The sequence below is a fragment of the Variovorax sp. VRV01 genome (genome assembly GCF_014852545.1).
GTDB classification, from domain to species: Bacteria; Pseudomonadota; Gammaproteobacteria; order Burkholderiales; family Burkholderiaceae_C; genus Variovorax; species Variovorax beijingensis_A.
The window spans coordinates 75253-92753 of sequence record NZ_JACVBS010000023.1 but is presented as its reverse complement, the minus strand read 5'-3'; the positions used below and the strand labels follow the sequence as shown (position 1 = coordinate 92753).

The 17501-nt window shown below is 67.4% G+C and carries 13 protein-coding genes; 11 read left to right on the top strand and 2 right to left on the bottom strand.

Features of this window, described 5'->3' with window-relative positions:
- The first annotated feature begins 134 nt into the window (after positions 1–134).
- From IB278_RS29445 to IB278_RS29420, 6 genes are all read left to right on the top strand, one after another.
- The gene (locus tag IB278_RS29445) at positions 135–2048 is read left to right on the top strand and encodes a propionate--CoA ligase (protein ID WP_192327390.1); all 1914 of its coding nucleotides are present in this window, start codon (positions 135–137) and stop codon (positions 2046–2048) included.
- Positions 2049–2226: 178 nt separating this feature from the next.
- Entirely contained in the window at positions 2227–5103 is a 2877-nt protein-coding gene (locus tag IB278_RS29440; RefSeq protein WP_145743403.1) for a 2-oxoglutarate dehydrogenase E1 component, read from the top strand.
- A gap of 55 nt (positions 5104–5158) precedes the next feature.
- Positions 5159–6418, top strand: coding sequence for a 2-oxoglutarate dehydrogenase complex dihydrolipoyllysine-residue succinyltransferase (odhB, locus tag IB278_RS29435; protein WP_145743405.1), 1260 nt, complete (start codon positions 5159–5161; stop codon positions 6416–6418).
- A gap of 14 nt (positions 6419–6432) precedes the next feature.
- Entirely contained in the window at positions 6433–7863 is a 1431-nt protein-coding gene (lpdA, locus tag IB278_RS29430; RefSeq protein WP_145743407.1) for a dihydrolipoyl dehydrogenase, read from the top strand.
- Positions 7864–7867: 4 nt separating this feature from the next.
- Complete coding sequence (gene zapE / locus IB278_RS29425; RefSeq protein WP_145743408.1) at positions 7868–8971, top strand: cell division protein ZapE; 1104 nt, start codon at positions 7868–7870, stop codon at positions 8969–8971.
- The gene (locus tag IB278_RS29420; protein ID WP_145743410.1) at positions 8968–9639 is read left to right on the top strand and encodes a hypothetical protein; all 672 of its coding nucleotides are present in this window, start codon (positions 8968–8970) and stop codon (positions 9637–9639) included. Before zapE ends, IB278_RS29420 begins: the two co-directional genes overlap by 4 nt.
- A 41-nt stretch (positions 9640–9680) precedes the next feature.
- Here IB278_RS29420 and IB278_RS29415 read toward each other — a convergent pair whose 3' ends face one another.
- A complete protein-coding gene (locus tag IB278_RS29415; RefSeq protein ID WP_145743412.1) occupies positions 9681–10448 on the bottom strand; it encodes a PP2C family protein-serine/threonine phosphatase in 768 nt (255 codons plus the stop codon).
- A gap of 108 nt (positions 10449–10556) precedes the next feature.
- Between IB278_RS29415 and IB278_RS29410 the strand changes: the two genes are divergently transcribed.
- Both IB278_RS29410 and IB278_RS29405 read left to right on the top strand, forming a co-directional pair.
- Complete coding sequence (locus tag IB278_RS29410) at positions 10557–10760, top strand: YdcH family protein (protein ID WP_012747296.1); 204 nt, start codon at positions 10557–10559, stop codon at positions 10758–10760.
- Entirely contained in the window at positions 10757–12823 is a 2067-nt protein-coding gene (locus IB278_RS29405) for an ATP-dependent DNA helicase (protein WP_192327387.1), read from the top strand. Before IB278_RS29410 ends, IB278_RS29405 begins: the two co-directional genes overlap by 4 nt.
- Before the next feature lie 51 nt (positions 12824–12874).
- Here IB278_RS29405 and IB278_RS29400 read toward each other — a convergent pair whose 3' ends face one another.
- Complete coding sequence (locus IB278_RS29400) at positions 12875–13681, bottom strand: outer membrane protein assembly factor BamD (RefSeq protein WP_145743864.1); 807 nt, start codon at positions 13679–13681, stop codon at positions 12875–12877.
- Positions 13682–13695: 14 nt separating this feature from the next.
- Between IB278_RS29400 and IB278_RS29395 the strand changes: the two genes are divergently transcribed.
- The 3 genes from IB278_RS29395 (at position 13696) to IB278_RS29385 (ending at position 17472) form a co-directional block, all read left to right on the top strand.
- A complete protein-coding gene (locus tag IB278_RS29395) occupies positions 13696–14721 on the top strand; it encodes an RluA family pseudouridine synthase (protein WP_370878942.1) in 1026 nt (341 codons plus the stop codon).
- Between the two features lie 127 nt (positions 14722–14848).
- Entirely contained in the window at positions 14849–15691 is an 843-nt protein-coding gene (gene scpB, locus IB278_RS29390; RefSeq protein ID WP_192327384.1) for an SMC-Scp complex subunit ScpB, read from the top strand.
- A complete protein-coding gene (locus IB278_RS29385; RefSeq protein ID WP_145743418.1) occupies positions 15688–17472 on the top strand; it encodes a pseudouridine synthase in 1785 nt (594 codons plus the stop codon). The genes scpB and IB278_RS29385 overlap by 4 nt, the downstream gene beginning before the upstream one ends.
- Positions 17473–17501 lie beyond the last annotated feature (29 nt).

The following is a 17501-nucleotide window of genomic DNA, read 5'->3' as shown; positions in this document are numbered from 1 at the left end:
GTAGGTCGAGCTCGGGCTCGCAGGAGACCCAGGCTGCGCGGTGGCGAGTCAACCCGTTCACTGATCGACGTGCTTTGCAGCACCTCGAGCAATGAAGTTTGAACTATTCGAAAGATATAAGGAGACATATCCAGATGAGCCGCTACGAAGAGTTCTATCGCCAGTCCGTCGATGCGCCCGAGGCCTTCTGGGCCGAGCAGGCGAAGCTGATCGACTGGCAGACCCCCGCAGAGCAGATCCTCGACGCGAGCCAGCCGCCCTTTGCGCGCTGGTTCGTGGGCGGCACCACCAACCTGTGCCACAACGCGGTCGACCGGCACCTGGCCACGCGCGGCGACCAGCCTGCGCTGATCTTCGTTTCCACCGAAACCGGCGTGGAGAAGAGCTACAGCTTCAGGGAACTGCACGCCGAGGTGCAGCGCACCGCCGCCAGCCTGATGGAACTGGGCGTGGGGAAGGGCGACCGCGTGCTCATCTACATGCCGATGATTCCCGAGGCCGCCTTCGCGATGCTGGCCTGCGCGCGCATCGGCGCGATCCACTGCGTGGTGTTCGGCGGATTCGCGAGCGGCTCGCTGGCCACGCGCATCGAGGACGCCGAGCCCAAGGTGGTGGTGAGCGCGGACGCCGGCTCGCGCGGCGGCAAGGTCATTGCGTACAAGCCGCTGCTCGACGAGGCGATCCGGCTGTCGAAGTACAAGCCGGCCGCGCTGCTGCTCACCGACCGCGGCCTGGCCCCCATGGACCTGACGGCCGGCCGCGACCACCTGGCCGGCGAACTCCGGCAAAAGCACCTCGACGCCGAGGTGCCATGCACCTGGCTGGCCGCCACCGACATCAGCTACACCATCTACACCAGCGGCACCACCGGCAAGCCCAAGGGCGTGCAGCGCGACGTCGGCGGCTATGCCGTGGCGCTGGCCGCGAGCATGAAGCACATCTTCGACGGCCGGCCTGGCGAAACCTACTTCTCGACCAGCGACATCGGCTGGGTGGTGGGCCACAGCTACATCGTCTACGGCCCGCTGATCGCCGGCATGGCCACCCTCATGTACGAGGGCCTGCCCACGCAGGGCATCGACCGGCAGCCCGACGGCGGCATCTGGTGGCGCCTGGTCGAGAAATACAAGGTGACGGTGATGTTCAGCGCACCCACCGCGGTGCGCGTGCTCAAGAAGCAGGATCCGGCGCTGCTGAAGAAATACGACCTGTCGAGCCTGCGCGCGCTGTTCCTTGCCGGCGAGCCGCTCGACGAGCCCACCGCGCGCTGGATCAGCGAAGGCCTGGGCGTGCCCATCATCGACAACTACTGGCAGACCGAGTCGGGCTGGCCGATGATCACCATTGCCAACGGCGTCGAGACCAAGCCCAGCAAGTTCGGCAGCCCCGGTGTCCCGATGTATGGCTACCGCATCAAGATCCTGCACGAATCGACCGGCGAGGAATTGACCGCCCCCAATGAAAAGGGCGTGGTCGTGGTCGAAGGCCCGACCCCGCCCGGCTTCATGCAGACGGTGTGGAAGGACGATGCGCGCTTCGTCGACACCTACTGGAAGAGCGTGCCGGGCAGGATGGTCTATTCGACCTTCGACTGGGGCATTCGCGACGAGGACGGCTACTTCTACATCCTCGGGCGCACCGACGACGTGATCAACGTGGCCGGCCACCGCCTGGGCACCCGCGAGATCGAGGAGAGCATCTCGGGCCACGCCAACGTGGCCGAAGTGGCGGTGGTGGGTGTGGCCGATGCGCTCAAGGGCCAGGTGGCAATGGCTTTCGTGGTGCCGAAGGACGGCATCGCCGTGACCGACACCGATGCGGCGCTGAAGCTCGAAGGCGAGCTCATGAAGGTGGTGGCCGACCAGCTCGGTGCGCTGGCGCGGCCCGCGCGGGTGCGCTTCGTCTCGGGCCTGCCCAAGACCCGCAGCGGCAAGCTGCTGCGGCGCGCCATCCAGGCCGTGTGCGAACAGCGCGATCCGGGCGACCTGACCACCATCGACGACCCTGCCACCCTGCAGCAGATCAGGCAGCTGGTTTCTTCCGCCTGAGTGAGCAAAGCGGGCCTTGCGAAGCCGCGTCGAGCCGTCATATGTTTGACGTGGCACAATGCGAAGGTACTCAGGCCCTTCCCCAGCCACAGTCGCATCCGCCAACCGGTTCAGCCGTGTCGCGGAAGGTTTCTTAACCAGCTAGTGCTTCCTTCAGGGAAGCGAAGGTCAGCGGATCATGAGCGATTCCTCAAAGCCCACGGCGTATGCCGCGTATCAGGGCAACACGTACCTCTTCGGCGGCAATGCGCCCTATGTCGAGGAGATGTACGAAAACTACCTTTCCAATCCCGGCAGCGTGCCTGACAACTGGCGTTCGTATTTCGACGCCCTGCAGAACGTGCCCGCGGTCGATGGCTCCAACACCAGGGACGTTCCGCACCAGCCGGTAATCAACGCTTTCGCCGAACGCGCGAAGCAGGGCACCACCAAGGTCGTGCAGGCCAGCGGCGCGGATTCCGAGCTCGGCCGCAAGCGCACCGCCGTCCAGCAGCTGATCGCCGCCTACCGCAACGTCGGCGCCCGCTGGGCCGACCTGGACCCGCTCAAGCGCGCCGAGCGCCCGGCCATCCCGGAACTCGAGCCCTCGTTCTACGGCTTCACCGATGCCGACCTCGAGACGGTGTTCAACACCAGCAACACCTTCTTCGGCAAGGAGACCATGTCGCTGCGCGACCTGCTCAATGCCTTGCGCGAAACGTACTGCGGCACCATCGGCGCCGAGTACATGTACACCACCGACCAGAATCACAAGCGCTGGTGGCAGCAGAAGCTCGAAAGCGCCCGCACCAATCCGCAGCTGACCGCCGAGCAGAAGAAGCACGTGCTCAACCGGCTGACTGCAGCCGAAGGCCTCGAGCGCTTCCTGCACACCAAGTACGTGGGCCAGAAGCGCTTCTCGCTCGAAGGCGGCGAGAGCTTCATCGTCTCGATGGACGAGCTGATCAACCAGGCCGGCATCAAGGGCGTGCAGGAGATCGTGATCGGCATGGCCCACCGCGGGCGCCTCAACGTGCTGGTCAACTCGCTCGGCAAGATGCCGGCCGACCTGTTCGCCGAGTTCGACCACACCGCTCCTGAAGACCTGCCCAGCGGCGACGTCAAGTACCACCAGGGCTTCAGCTCGGACGTGACCACGCCCGGCGGACCGGTACACCTGAGCCTGGCCTTCAACCCCTCGCACCTCGAGATCGTGAACCCCGTGGTCGAAGGCTCGGTGCGCGCCCGCATGGACCGCCGCGCCGACCCGCAGGGCAAGCAGGTGCTGCCCGTGCTCGTGCACGGCGACGCCGCCTTCGCGGGCCAGGGCGTCGTGATGGAAACGCTGGCGCTGGCCGAGACCCGTGGCTACTTCACGGGCGGCACGGTGCACATCGTGATCAACAACCAGATCGGCTTCACCACCAGCGACCCGCGCGACAGCCGCTCGACGCTGTATTGCTCGGACATCGTCAAGATGATCGAGGCGCCGGTGCTGCACGTGAACGGCGACGATCCCGAGGCCGTGGTGCTCGCCACCCAGCTCGCGCTCGAATTCCGCATGGAGTTCCAGAAGGACGTGGTGGTCGACATCATCTGCTTCCGCAAGCTGGGCCACAACGAGCAGGACACCCCCTCGCTCACCCAGCCGCTCATGTACAAGAAGATCGCCCAGCACCCCGGCACGCGCAAGCTGTACGCCGACAAGCTGGCGACGCAGGGCCTGGGCGAAACGCTCGGCGACGACATGGTCAAGGCCCAGCGCGCCGCCTTCGACGAAGGCCGCAACACGGTCGACCCGGTGCTCACGAACTTCAAGAGCAAGTACGCCGTCGACTGGAATCCGTACCTCAACAAGAAGTGGACCGACGCCGGCGACACCGCCATTCCGTCCAGCGAGTGGAAGCGCCTGGCCGAGAAGATCACCACGGTGCCGGCCGGCTTCACGGTGCACCCGCTCGTGAAGAAGGTGCTGGACGACCGCGCCGCCATGGGCCGCGGCGACGTGAACGTCGACTGGGGCATGGGCGAGCACATGGCCTTTGCCTCGCTGGTGGCCAGCGGCTACCCGGTGCGCCTGTCGGGCGAGGACAGCGGCCGCGGCACGTTCACGCACCGCCACGCCGTGCTGCACGACCAGAACCGCGAGAAGTTCGACGAAGGCACCTATACGCCGCTGCAGAACGTGGCCGAGAACCAGGCGCCGTTCGTCGTGATCGACTCGATCCTGTCGGAAGAAGCCGTGCTCGCGTTCGAATACGGCTACGCCTCGAACGACCCGAACACGCTCGTGATCTGGGAAGCCCAGTTCGGCGACTTCGTGAACGGCGCGCAGGTGGTGATCGACCAGTTCATCGCCTCGGGCGAAGTGAAGTGGGGCCGCGTCAACGGCCTGACCATGATGCTGCCGCACGGCTACGAAGGCCAGGGCCCCGAGCACAGCTCGGCGCGCCTCGAGCGCTTCATGCAGCTGAGCGCCGACACCAACATGCAGGTGGTGCAGCCGACCACGGCCAGCCAGATCTTCCACGTGCTGCGCCGCCAGATGGTGCGCAACCTGCGTAAGCCGCTGATCATCATGACGCCGAAGTCGCTGCTGCGTAACAAGGACGCGACCTCGCCGCTGTCCGAGTTCACCAAGGGCGGCTTCCAGACGGTCATCCCGGACAGCAAGGGCCTGAAGGCCGAGAAGGTCAAGCGCCTGATCGCCTGCTCGGGCAAGGTCTACTACGACCTGGCCAAGAAGCGCGAAGAAAAGGGCGATGACGACGTGGCGATCATCCGCGTCGAGCAGCTCTATCCGTTCCCGCACAAGGCTTTCGCCGCCGAGATCAAGAAGTACCCGAACCTCGCCGACGTGGTCTGGTGCCAGGACGAGCCGCAGAACCAGGGCGCCTGGTTCTTCGTGCAGCACTACATCCACGAAAACATGCAGGAAGGCCAGAAGCTCGGCTACTCCGGCCGTGCCGCTTCGGCATCGCCCGCGGTCGGCTACTCGCACCTGCACCAGGAACAGCAGAAGGCGCTCGTCGATGGCGCATTTGGCAAGCTCAAGGGCTTCGTGCTGACCAAGTAATTACAAGCCTCTTTTTCACACGAACACCTGAAGAACAAAACGGAGCCCACTCCAAATGTCTATCGTAGAAGTCAAAGTCCCCCAGCTTTCCGAATCCGTGGCCGAAGCCACCATGCTCACCTGGAAGAAGAAGGCCGGCGAAGCCGTCGCCGTCGATGAAATCCTGATCGAGATCGAGACCGACAAGGTCGTGTTGGAAGTGCCCGCGCCCTCGGCTGGCGTGCTGGCCGAAATCGTGCAGCCCGATGGCGCCACCGTGGTGGCCGATCAGCTGATCGCGAAGATCGACACCGAAGGCAAGGCAAGTGCCGCAGCGCCTGCAGCAGCACCCGCTGCCGCCCCGGCTGCCGCGGCACCTGCGCCCGCAGCGGCGGCCGCCGCCACTGGCGGTGCGAAGTCGGACGTTGCCATGCCTGCCGCCGCCAAGCTGCTGGCCGACAACAACCTCAAGACCAGCGATGTCGCCGGTACCGGCAAGGACGGCCGCGTCACCAAGGGCGACGTGCTCGGTGCAGTCGCTTCGGGCGCCAAGCCTGCGGCCACCGTGGCCGCACCGGCCGCCAAGCCCGCGCTGCCACAGGTTGTCGCACCCGCCAGCGCGCCCGACCTGGGCGAGCGCCCCGAGCAGCGCGTGCCGATGAGCCGCCTGCGCGCCCGCATCGCCGAGCGCCTGATCCAGTCGCAGTCGACCAACGCCATCCTCACGACCTTCAACGAGGTCAACATGGCGCCCGTCATGGAACTGCGCAAGCGCTTCCAGGACAGCTTCACCAAGGAGCACGGCGTGAAGCTCGGCTTCATGAGCTTCTTCGTGAAGGCCGCGGTGCATGCGCTCAAGAAGTACCCGGTGATCAACGCCTCGGTCGATGGCAACGACATCCTGTACCACGGCTACTTCGACATCGGCATTGCCGTCGGTTCGCCGCGCGGCCTCGTGGTGCCCATCCTGCGCAACGCCGACCAGATGAGCTTTGCCGACATCGAGAAGAAGATCGCCGAATACGGCAAGAAGGCGCAGGACGGCAAGCTGGGCATCGAAGAGATGACCGGCGGCACCTTCTCCATCTCGAACGGCGGGACCTTCGGTTCGATGCTCTCGACGCCGATCATCAACCCGCCCCAGTCGGCGATCCTCGGCGTGCATGCCACCAAGGACCGCGCCGTGGTCGAGAACGGCCAGATCGTCATCCGTCCGATGAACTACCTCGCCATGAGCTACGACCACCGCATCATCGACGGCCGCGAGGCCGTGCTGGGCCTGGTGGCCATGAAGGAAGCGCTCGAAGATCCGTCGCGCCTGCTGTTCGACATCTGAGGGGAAAGAATCAGATGGCCAACAAACAATTCGACGTCATCGTCATCGGCGGCGGCCCCGGCGGCTACATCGCCGCGATCCGCGCGGCGCAACTGGGCTTCAACGTGGCCTGCATCGACGAGTGGAAGAACGGCAAGGGCGGCCCGGCACCGGGCGGCACCTGCACCAACGTCGGCTGCATTCCGTCCAAGGCGCTGCTGCAATCGTCGGAGCACTTCGAGCAGGCCGGCCACCACTTCGCCGACCATGGCATCAAGGTCGAAGGCCTGGGGCTGGACCTCGACAAGATGCTGGCCCGCAAGGACCAGGTCGTGAAGCAGAACAACGACGGCATCCTGTACCTGTTCAAGAAGAACAAGATCAGCTTCTTCCATGGCCGCGGCTCGTTCGTGAAGGCGGGCGAAGCCGGCTACGAGATCAAGGTCGCGGGCGCCGCCGAAGAGTCGATCGACGGCAAGCACATCATCGTGGCCACGGGCTCCAACGCCCGCGCGCTGCCGGGTGCGCCGTTCGACGAGGAGAACATCCTCTCGAACGACGGCGCGCTGCGCATCGGCGCGGTGCCGAAGAAGCTGGGCCTGATCGGCTCGGGCGTCATCGGCCTCGAAATGGGTTCGGTGTGGCGCCGCCTCGGCGCCGAAGTCACGGTGCTCGAAGCGCTGCCGACCTTCCTCGGCGCGGTCGACGAGCAGATCGCCAAGGAAGCCAAGAAGGCCTTCGACAAGCAGAAGCTCAAGATCGAACTCGGCGTGAAGGTCGGCGAGATCAAGTCGTCGAAGAAGGGCGTGAGCGTGGCCTGGACCAACGCCAAGGGCGAGGCCCAGGTGCTGGAAGTCGACAAGCTGATCGTCTCGATCGGCCGCGTGCCCAACACCATCGGCCTGAATGCCGAAGCCGTGGGCCTGAAGCTCGACGAGCGCGGCGCCATTGCCGTGGACGACGACTGCAAGACCAGCCTGCCCAACGTCTGGGCCATCGGCGACGTGGTGCGCGGCCCGATGCTCGCGCACAAGGCCGAGGAAGAGGGCGTTGCCGTGGCGGAGCGCATTGCGGGCCAGCACGGCCACGTCAACTTCAACACCGTGCCGTGGGTGATCTACACCAGCCCCGAGATCGCGTGGGTCGGCCAGACCGAGCAGCAGCTCAAGGCCGCGGGCCGCGCCTACAAGGCCGGCACCTTCCCGTTCCTCGCGAACGGCCGCGCGCGCGCACTGGGCGACACGACCGGCATGGTCAAGTTCCTGGCCGACGCGGGCACGGACGAGATCCTGGGCGTGCACATCGTGGGCCCGCAGGCCAGCGAGCTGATCTCCGAGGCCGTGGTGGCGATGGAATTCAAGGCGAGCGCCGAGGACATCGCGCGCATCTGCCATGCGCACCCGTCGCTGTCGGAAGCCACGAAGGAAGCGGCACTGGCCGTGGACAAGCGCACGCTGAACTTCTGATCCATTGACCACCAGCGTCAAACAGGCCTATGAGGCGGAACTCGCCGTGCGCGGGTTCCAGAGCGATCCCGCGCAACTGCGCGCCGTGGAAGCGCTGGATCGCTGCGCGCGGGAGTGGGCCGAGTACAAGGCCCAGCGCTCCAACGCGCTGAAGAAGTTCATCAACCGGCCCGAGCTGCCGCGCGGCGTCTACATGTACGGTGGCGTCGGGCGGGGCAAGAGCTTCCTGATGGACCTGTTCTTCAACGCGGTGCCGCTCAGACGCAAGACCCGGCTGCACTTCCACGAGTTCATGCGCGAGGTGCACCGCGAACTGCGCGAGCTGCAGGGCACGGTCAACCCGCTCGACGAGCTGGGGCTGCGCATCTCCAAGCGCTACAAGCTGATCTGCTTCGACGAATTCCACGTGGCGGACATCACCGACGCGATGATTCTTCATCGCCTGCTGGTGGCGCTGTTCGAGAACGGCGTGGGCTTTGTCACCACCTCCAACTTCAAGCCCGACGATCTTTACCCCGGCGGGCTGCACCGCGACCGCATCCTGCCCGCGATCGCGCTGCTCAACCAGAAGCTCGAGGTGCTGAGCGTGGACAACGGCACCGACTACCGGCGCCGTACGCTCGAGCAGCTGCGCATGTACCTGACGCCGAACGATGCCTCGGCCGAAAAGGAGATGCGCAAGGCCTTCGACCGGTTGGCCGAAACGGCCGATGAAAACCCGGTCCTGCACATCGAGCAGCGCGAGATCCGCGCCAGGCGCAAGGCCGGCGGCGTGGTCTGGTTCGACTTCAAGACGCTGTGCGGCGGACCGCGTTCGCAGAACGACTATCTGGAGATCGCCAGCCAGTTCCACACGGTGCTGCTGTCCGACGTGCCGCACATGCCGGTGCGCATGGCCTCCGAAGCGCGCCGTTTCACCTGGCTGGTCGACGTCTTGTACGACCGGCGCGTCAAGCTCATCATGTCGGCCGAGGTACCGCCGGAGGCGTTGTACACCGAAGGGCCGCTTGCGCATGAATTCCCGCGAACGGTTTCCAGGCTCACCGAAATGCAATCGAGCGAGTTCCTCTCGCTGGAACGCCGTATCGTCGACACTCGACTGACATGAAAAAAATTGTTCTTGCCATGCTGATGGCCTTGGGCAGCCTGCCGCTCTGGGCACAGTCCAACGCGGCCGCGGGCAATGCGAACTTCGAAGCGGAGCGCAGCCGGCTGGCCGCCGAGCGCGCGGCCATCGACGCGCGCTTCGAAAAGGAGCGGGCCGCCTGCTACCAGAAGTTCGCGGTCGAGGACTGCCTGCGCGACAGCCGCAAGCGCCGCCGCGTCGAGACCGACCACATCAAGCGCCAGGAAACGGCCATCAACGACATCGAGCGCCAGCGCCGTGGCGCGGCCGAGCTCGAGAAGCTCGACCAGAAGGCCGCCACGCGGCGCCCGCAGGACACGCCCGAGAAGCAGGAAGAGGCTAAAAAAGCCCAGCAGGACCGCGAGCAGCGCGCGGCCGACCATGCGGCGAGCCGCGCCACGACGGCGGCCGAGGCCGACGAGCGCCGGCGCCAGTTCGAGGCCAAGCAGAAGGCCCACGCCGACGAGCAGGCCAAGGCCGCCCAGCGGCGCGCCGAGGCACCGGCGGCGGTCGAGCGCTTCGAAAGCAAGCAGCAAAAGGCGGCCGAGCACCGGGCCAGCCGCGAGCGGCAGAACGCCGAACGCACCAAGCCGCGCGGTGCACCCTTGCCCCCGCCGCCGGCATCGCCTGCTTCGGCGCCCAGCCGCTGAGCCGCCCACCTCGCCGGGCGAGCGTCCTGCGGCGGCGGTGCTCAGCCTTGCGGAAGCGCTTCGAGCTTCAGCACCACGATCGAGATGTTGTCGCCCGTGCCGCGCGCCCGGCGGCGCGCTTCTCCCACCAGGATTTCCACCGCTTCGCGCGGCGGTTCCGCATACAGGACGCTGGCCAGCTCTTCGGGGCTGAAGTAGTGCCAGAGCCCGTCGCTGCAGGCCATCAGCAGGTCGCCCGGCTGCATTGCGGGAATGTAGTGCGGCTCGACGGGCGGGGGCGTCGTGGTCATGCCCAGGCATCCGAGGAGGATGTTGCCCTTGGGATGGACATTGGCCTCGGCCTCGGTGATTTCGCCGCGGTCGATGAGCACCTGGACATAGGAATGGTCGCGCGTGCGCCTGACGAGCTCGCCGTTCTGGAAGTGATAGATGCGCGAGTCGCCGGCATGGATCCAGGCGCAGTCGCCCCTGGGGTTCATCAGAAAGGCGGCGAGCGTGCTGTGGGGTTCCTGCTCGCTCGACAGGGCCGTGAGCTTGATGACGGTGTGCGCATCCTCCAGCAGCTGCCGCAGCACGGCCGCGGAGCTGTCGCGGTCGGGGTGGTAGCGCGTGAACAGCTGGCGCGCCGTCATCAGCACCTGGTCGGAGGCCTTGCGCCCGCCGCTGCGCCCGCCCATGCCGTCGGCAATGATGCCCAGCATGCAGCCGGGCACGCGCGGATGGCTCATCATCAGGACCTGGTCCTGCTGATAAGGGCGATCTCCCTTGTGGAGACCGGTGGCGGCGGCAAGCCGAAAGCCTTGTGTCATGAGCGCAAATGCGCCAATGGCGCGCCTTCTGTCTTCTCGTGGATTCGTAGCAGGACGTATTATCGAGTGAACACGAGCTGTGGGCGGAATACGTTCGCAGCGCCAACGTTGGACTCCAATCTTCACTCCCTTTCCCGCCAATTGATCGAGCTGCGCATCGAACACGCCGACCTCGACGCCACCATCGACCGCCTGGCCGAAGCTTCGCCGCAGGACGAGCTGCTGCTGCGGCGCCTGAAGAAGCGCCGGCTTGCGCTGCGCGACCAGATCACGCGGCTCGAGAACGTGCTCGATCCGAAAGAACCCGCGTGAGCGAAACACTCGAGGACAAGGTGCGCGACGCCTTCGCGCAGGGCGGCGTCCTGTCGCGTGCCGCCGAGCAGTTCCGCGAGCGCTCGGGGCAGACCGAAATGGCGCTGGCCGTTGCCCGCACCATCGAGGACGGCGGCGTGCTGGTGGTCGAGGCCGGCACCGGCGTGGGCAAGACCTTTTCCTACCTCGTTCCGGCATTGCTGAGCGGCGAGCGCGTGCTGCTGTCGACCGCCACCAAGACCCTGCAGGACCAATTGTTCGGCCGCGACCTGCCGCGCCTGGTCGAGGCGCTCGAACTGCCGGTGCGAACGGCGCTGCTCAAAGGGCGCGCGAGCTACCTGTGCCTGCACCGGCTCGACCTGGCGCGCCACGATGCGTCGCTGCCGGAGCGCGGCAGCTTGCGAACGCTTGCCAAGATCGAGCAGTGGTCCAAGGCCACGCGAACCGGCGACCTGGCCGAGCTGCCCGGGCTGGACGAGCGCTCGCCGCTCATCCCCCTGATCACCTCCACGCGCGAGAACTGCCTGGGCGCCCAGTGCCCGCAGTTCAAGCCCTGCCACGTCAACCTGGCGCGGCGCGAGGCGCTCGCGGCCGACGTGGTGGTCATCAACCATCACCTGTTCTTCGCCGATCTTGCGGTGCGCGAGACCGGCATGGCGGAATTGCTGCCGACCGTGAGCGTGGTCGTGTTCGACGAGGCCCACCAGCTCAACGAAACCGGTGTGCAGTTCCTGGGCGCGCAGCTCGGCAGCGGGCAGGCCCTGGACTTCGCGCGCGACCTGCTTGGTGCGGGCTTGCAGCATGCGCGCGGACTGGTCGACTGGCAGCAGCTGGTGGCGGCCGTCGAACGCGCCGCGCGCGAGCTGCGCCTTGCGGTCGGCAAGCAGTGGCCCGGCACCAAGCTGCGCTGGGTGGGGCCGTCGCCGGAAGGCATCGATGCGCAGGCCTGGCAGGGCGCACTCGAAGCCCTGCAGCATGCCTTTGAAATGGCCGCCGAAGGACTCGACACCGTCAGCGAGATATCGCCCGATTTCGTGCGCCTGTACGAACGGGCGCAGCAGCTCGCCAAGCGCGCGGCACGCTTCGCTCTGCCCTGCGAAACCGATTCGGTGCGCTGGGTCGACGTGGGCACGCAACTGCGCCTGGTCGAATCGCCGCTCGACATTGCCGAGGCCATGCGCACGCGCGTGCTCAAGATTGGCAGCGGTGCTGCCCATGAAGACGGCGATGAGGAAGAGAGCCGCGAAGGCCGTGCAGCGCCGGAAGACAACGGACGCGCCTGGGTCTTCACCTCCGCCACGCTGGGCGACGAACCCACGCTGCGCTGGTTCACCGAGCCGTGCGGCCTGGGCGATGCGCAGGTGCTGCGGGTGCAGAGCCCGTTCGACTATGCCGCGCAGGCCGGGCTCTATGTGCCGCGTGCCTTTCCCAAGCCCAACGATGCCGCCCACAGCACGCGGGTTGCGCAGCTGGCCGCGCGCGGCGCCGCCGAGCTCGGCGGCCGGACCCTGGTGCTGACGACCACGCTGCGCGCGCTGCGCGCGATCGGCGACGAAATGAAGCAGCAATTCGAGCGGCTCGAAGCGGACGTGCGGCCCGAGGTGCTGGTACAGGGCGAACTGCCCAAGCGCGTGCTCATGGACCGCTTCCGCGAAGGCGCGGAGGGTGGGCGCGCCGGCTGCGTGCTGGTGGCATCCGCATCGTTCTGGGAGGGCTTCGATGCGCCCGGGGACGCATTGCAGCTGGTGGTGATCGACAAGCTGCCGTTCCCTCCGCCCAACGACCCGCTGGTCGAGGCGCGCTCGCAGCGTCTTGAAGCCCGGGGACGCAGTTCATTCAGCGACTACTCGCTGCCCGAGGCGGCCGTGGCGCTGAAGCAGGGGGCAGGGCGGTTGATCCGCCGCGAAACGGACTGCGGCGTGCTTGCCATTTGCGACACCCGCCTGGTTGCCATGGGCTATGGCCGGCGGCTGCTGGCCGCGCTGCCGCCGATGCGCAGGCTGGAAAGCGAAGCCGACTTCGAGGCGGCGATCGGCGAACTCAGGAATTCGCTCTCGGCCTGAAGGGCGCAGACGAAAAAAAAGCCCCGAAGGGCTTTTTCTCGTTCCGGCGGATTACCAGACCTTCCACCAGGGATCGTCCTTGCCCTTGAAGCCGCGCGCGAGGTATTCGCTGTTCGGGTAGTTGGTGGTCAGCACGCGCTGGGCGTCGTCGCGCAGATCCTTCATGCCGAGCGCATCGTAGGAGCGCACGATGATGTACAGCGCTTCTTCGAGCGCGGGCACTTCGCGGTAGTCGGACAGCGCAAGCTGCGCCCGGTTGATCGCTGCGAGGTAGGCGCCGCGCGAGTAGTAGTAGCGCGCCACGTGCACTTCGTACTGCGCGAGCGAGTTCACGATGTAGTTCATGCGCTGGCGCGCGTCGGGCGCGTAGCGCGACTCGGGGAAGCGCGTCACCAGTTCCTTGAACGACTCGAACGATTCCTTGGCGGCCTTCTGGTCGCGCTCGGACAGGTCCTGGCGCGTCAGGAACGCGAACATGCCGAGGTCGTCGTTGAAGTTGATCACGCCCTTGAGGTAGAGCGCGTAGTCGATCGCCGGGCTGGCCGGATGCAGCTTCAGGAAGCGGTCGATCGTGGCGATGGCATTGGCCTTTTCGCCGGACTTGTATTGTGCGTAGGCCTTCTCAAGCTGGGCCTGCTGTGCGAGCGGCGTGCCGGCTGCGCGGCCTTCGAGCTTTTCGTAAAGCGGCACGGCCTTGTCGTAGGCGCCGGAACCTGCTTCGTCCTTGGCTTCGGCGTAGATGCGGTTGGGGCTCCAGTTGGCGGTCTTGTCGACGGAGGTGGAGGAGCAGCCGGCTGCAAGCAGCGCTGCCGCGCTGAGCGCGATCCAGGAGGGGACCGATAATTTGGCGCGAAACATCACATACGGCTTTCGTGAAACAGTTGCCCTCAATTATATCGACCGACCCCCTGGACACGGTCCCCGACCCAGCCGAGGCCGACGAGGGCGCCGACCCGGTCGAATCCAGCGAACTGCGGCCCTTCACGGTGGGCCAGGCCGAGCATGGCCAGCGGCTGGACCGCGCGCTGGCCGCCCTGGTGCCGGAATTTTCTCGCAACTATCTGCAACAGCTGATCGAAGCCGGCGCCGTGGAACTGCAGGGGCGCACCCTGCTGAAGGCCTCCGCGACGGTGCGCGCCGGGCAGACCGGGCGCATCGAGCTGCGCCCGACGCCCCAGAGCCAGGCCTTCCGGCCCGAGGCGATGGACATCGTCACGGTGCACGAGGACGAGCATCTGCGCATCATCGACAAGCCGGCCGGCCTGGTGGTGCATCCGGCGCCGGGCCATTGGAGCGGCACGCTGCTGAACGGTTTGCTCGCGCTCGACCCCAAGGCCGCGTTGCTGCCGCGCGCGGGCATCGTGCACCGGCTCGACCGCGACACCAGCGGGCTCATGGTCGTGGCGCGCACCCGGGCCGCGATGGATGCCATGGTGGCGCTGATCGCGGCACGCGATGTCAAGCGGCAGTACCTCGCGCTCGGCCACAAGCCCTGGGCCGGCGCGGCAGCCCGGCAGGTCGACGCGCCGATCGGCCGCGATCCGCGCAACCGTTTGCGCATGGCCGTGGTCGACCTCGAACGCCATGCCGGCAAGACGGCGCGAACGCTCATCGAGCGCCTGGACAGCAACGCCGAGGCCTGCGCCGTGCGGTGCACGCTCGAAACGGGCCGCACGCACCAGATCCGTGTGCACATGGCGTCCATCGGGCATCCGCTGATCGGCGATGCACTCTATGGCGGGGCTCCGGCCGCGGGGCTGGGGCGACAGGCGCTGCACGCCTTCAGGCTCGCGTTTGTGCACCCCGTCACGCAAGCCGCGCTGGAACTGCGTTCACTTCCGCCGGCCGATCTGGTTCAGGCGTTCCAGGCCCTGGGGCTGGATTACAATCGCGCCTGACGGCCCGAGGGCCGCGCCGGCCACCCCGATGCCGGCCTTGCGTTGCACTCGCCGCGTGCCGGCAGCGCCTCCTTTCATCCTTCTGAACAAGCGTCCCCGAGACGCCTTTTCCCGGATAACGCAAACCATGAATACGGCGGATGCCAAGCGCATTCTCGAAACCGCCTTGATCTGTTCGAGCCAGCCGCTGCCAGTGCGCGACATGCGCGTGCTGTTCGACGACGAGCTGGGCGTGGACACCATCAAGGTGCTGTTGCTCGAACTGCAGGAAGACTGGGCGCAGCGCGGCCTGGAACTGGTGAACGTTGCCAGCGGCTGGCGCTTCCAGAGCCGGCCCGAGATGCGCGACCACCTCGATCGCCTGCATCCCGAGAAGCCGCCGCGCTACACCCGCGCCGCCCTCGAGACGCTGGCCATCATTGCCTACCGCCAGCCGGTCACGCGCGGCGACATGGAAGACATCCGCGGCGTCACCATCAACTCCCTCATCCTCAAGCAGCTCGAGGACCGCGGCTGGGTCGAGGTGATCGGCCATCGCGAAACCGTCGGCCGGCCGGCGCTGTACGCCACCACGCGGCAGTTCCTCGATGACCTCGGCCTCGCATCGCTCGACCAGCTGCCGCTGATCGAAACGCCGGCCCAGCAGGCGGCGCTGGTCGACGCGCTCGACCAGGCCTCGGGCAGCCAGCCCGGGCTGCCGATGGACGTGCCGAATGAATCCGACGCCGATGCCTCGGCCATGCCGGAGGCCGACTCGGAAACGGGCGCGGCAGCCGAGCTGGCCGCTGCCGAGGCTCCAGAAGCCGTCGAGGCCGCCGCTGCGCAATTCGCCGAGGACGCGGCCGCTCCCGAGGAGCCCGCCGACATTCCGGTCCCCACGGAAGTCGAGCCATCCGTCGAGCTCGAAACCGAAGCCCCGTCGCCCGACGAGACCGATCCCCACGCTGTTCCCCCCGGAAAAACCTCATGAGCCCCTCCGACATCGACGACGCGGCCATCGTGCCGGCCCAGCCCGAATCCAAGAAAAAGAAGGCGAAAGCGGCTGTCTCCGGCCCGTCTGCGGACGCCGAAGCGGGCGTGCCCGCGGCCGAGGTTCCAAAGAAGCCGCGCGCCCCGCGCCGCAAGAAGGTCGTGGAACCGGCGGCCGGCGAGAGCGAGCCCGCGGCAGCGCCTGCGGCAACCGAAACTTCCGAATCCGCGGTCCAGGTGGCCGATGCGGCGCCTGCCGCCGCGCCGGTTGTCGACGAACCTGTCCCGGCCGCCGCGCCGGCCGTGCCCGTCGAGCCCCTGGTGCATCGCGCGCAAGACCGCGCCGAAGAAGATGCCCGCGCGCCTTCCTACGACGACGAAGAAGAGGAAGAAGAACCCGACGAGGAAGAGGACGACCTCGACCGCGCACGCCGCGCCGCCGAGCGCGAGCAGCGCAACGCGCCGCCGCCCGAGCCCATCCGCTTCGCAGACGTCATCTCTGGCCAGTTCGACGCCGACGAAGAGAGTCCCGAAGTCCCGCCGCTCAAGCGCGTGCTGCTGCCGGAGGCCGATTCGCCCAAGCTGCACAAGGTGCTGGCGCAGGCGGGCCTGGGCTCGCGGCTTGAAATGGAAGCGCTCATTCTCCAGGGCCGCATCTCGGTGAACAACGAGCCGGCCCACATCGGCCAGCGCATCCAGTACGGCGACCAGGTCAAGATCAACGGCAAGCCGATCCGCTACCGCATCGCGCCGCCGCCGCCGCGCGTGATCGCCTACCACAAGCCGGTGGGCGAAGTCGTGACGCACGACGATCCGCAGAACCGCCCGACGGTGTTCCGCAAGCTGCCGCGGCTGCAGCAGGGCAAGTGGCAATCGGTCGGCCGGCTCGACCTGAACACCGAGGGACTGCTGCTGTTCAGCAGCTCCGGCGACCTCGCCAACCAGCTGATGCACCCACGCTTCGGCCTGGAGCGCGAATACGCCGTGCGCGTGCTGGGTGCGCTCAATGCCGAGGAAAAGAAGAAGCTGCTCGAAGGCGTTCGCCTGGACGATGGCATGGCCCAGTTCGGCACCATCGAGGAGGGCGGCGGCGAGGGCTCCAACCACTGGTACCGCGTCACCATTTCCGAGGGCCGCAACCGCGAAGTGCGGCGCCTGTTCGAATCGGTGGGCCATGCGGTCAGCCGGCTGATCCGCATCCGCTACGGCGCCATGGTGCTGCCGCGCGGCCTGAAGCGCGGCGCCTGGATGGAGCTCGACGAGCGCGACATCAACGCGCTGTTCCAGGCCTCGGGCGGCGGCGCGCCGCGTCCGCCGCAGCAGCAGCGCGGCCCAGGCCAGGACGGTGCCGGCGGCGGGCGCAACGGACGCAACAAGAAGCGGCGCGGCAACCGCAATGCCGGCGGCGGACAGCAGCAGCCGCGCGACATGCGCGATGACGGCCGCGAGGCGCCCATTCCGAGTCCGTTGGGCGACGGCCGCCCGCCGCGCGGCGGGCGTGGCAACCGCGGCGGTGGCGGCGGCAACGCCGGCATGCCGCCGCAGGGGCGCCGTGGCAACAGCAACAACCGTGGCAACCGCCAGGGCGAGGAGCGTCCGCCGAGCGGCGCAAACCAGCCCGATCCGATGAAGACCTCGCTCGGCTACATCGGCGCCGACAGCTTCTCGCGCCAGCGCAAGGAGCAGCGGCAGGGTCCAGGACGCCGCGGCGGCGGCCCGGGCGGCGGCGGTGGCTTCGGCGGCCAGGGCGGCCCCGGCGGAAACCGGCGCCGCGGGCGCTGAAAGCCAGTTCTCCGGCGCAGCCTTTCGCG

Excerpts from the sequence above, each read along its gene's own strand:
- IB278_RS29445 (WP_192327390.1), top strand. The coding sequence starts at position 135 with ATGAGCCGCTACGAAGAGTTCTATCGCCAGTCCGTCGATGCGCCCGAG.
- IB278_RS29440 (WP_145743403.1), top strand. The coding sequence starts at position 2,227 with ATGAGCGATTCCTCAAAGCCCACGGCGTATGCCGCGTATCAGGGCAAC.
- odhB (WP_145743405.1), top strand. The coding sequence starts at position 5,159 with ATGTCTATCGTAGAAGTCAAAGTCCCCCAGCTTTCCGAATCCGTGGCC.
- lpdA (WP_145743407.1), top strand. The coding sequence starts at position 6,433 with ATGGCCAACAAACAATTCGACGTCATCGTCATCGGCGGCGGCCCCGGC.
- IB278_RS29420 (WP_145743410.1), top strand. The coding sequence starts at position 8,968 with ATGAAAAAAATTGTTCTTGCCATGCTGATGGCCTTGGGCAGCCTGCCG.
- IB278_RS29415 (WP_145743412.1), bottom strand. The coding sequence starts at position 10,448 with ATGACACAAGGCTTTCGGCTTGCCGCCGCCACCGGTCTCCACAAGGGA.
- IB278_RS29400 (WP_145743864.1), bottom strand. The coding sequence starts at position 13,681 with ATGTTTCGCGCCAAATTATCGGTCCCCTCCTGGATCGCGCTCAGCGCG.
- scpB (WP_192327384.1), top strand. The coding sequence starts at position 14,849 with ATGAATACGGCGGATGCCAAGCGCATTCTCGAAACCGCCTTGATCTGT.
- IB278_RS29385 (WP_145743418.1), top strand. The coding sequence starts at position 15,688 with ATGAGCCCCTCCGACATCGACGACGCGGCCATCGTGCCGGCCCAGCCC.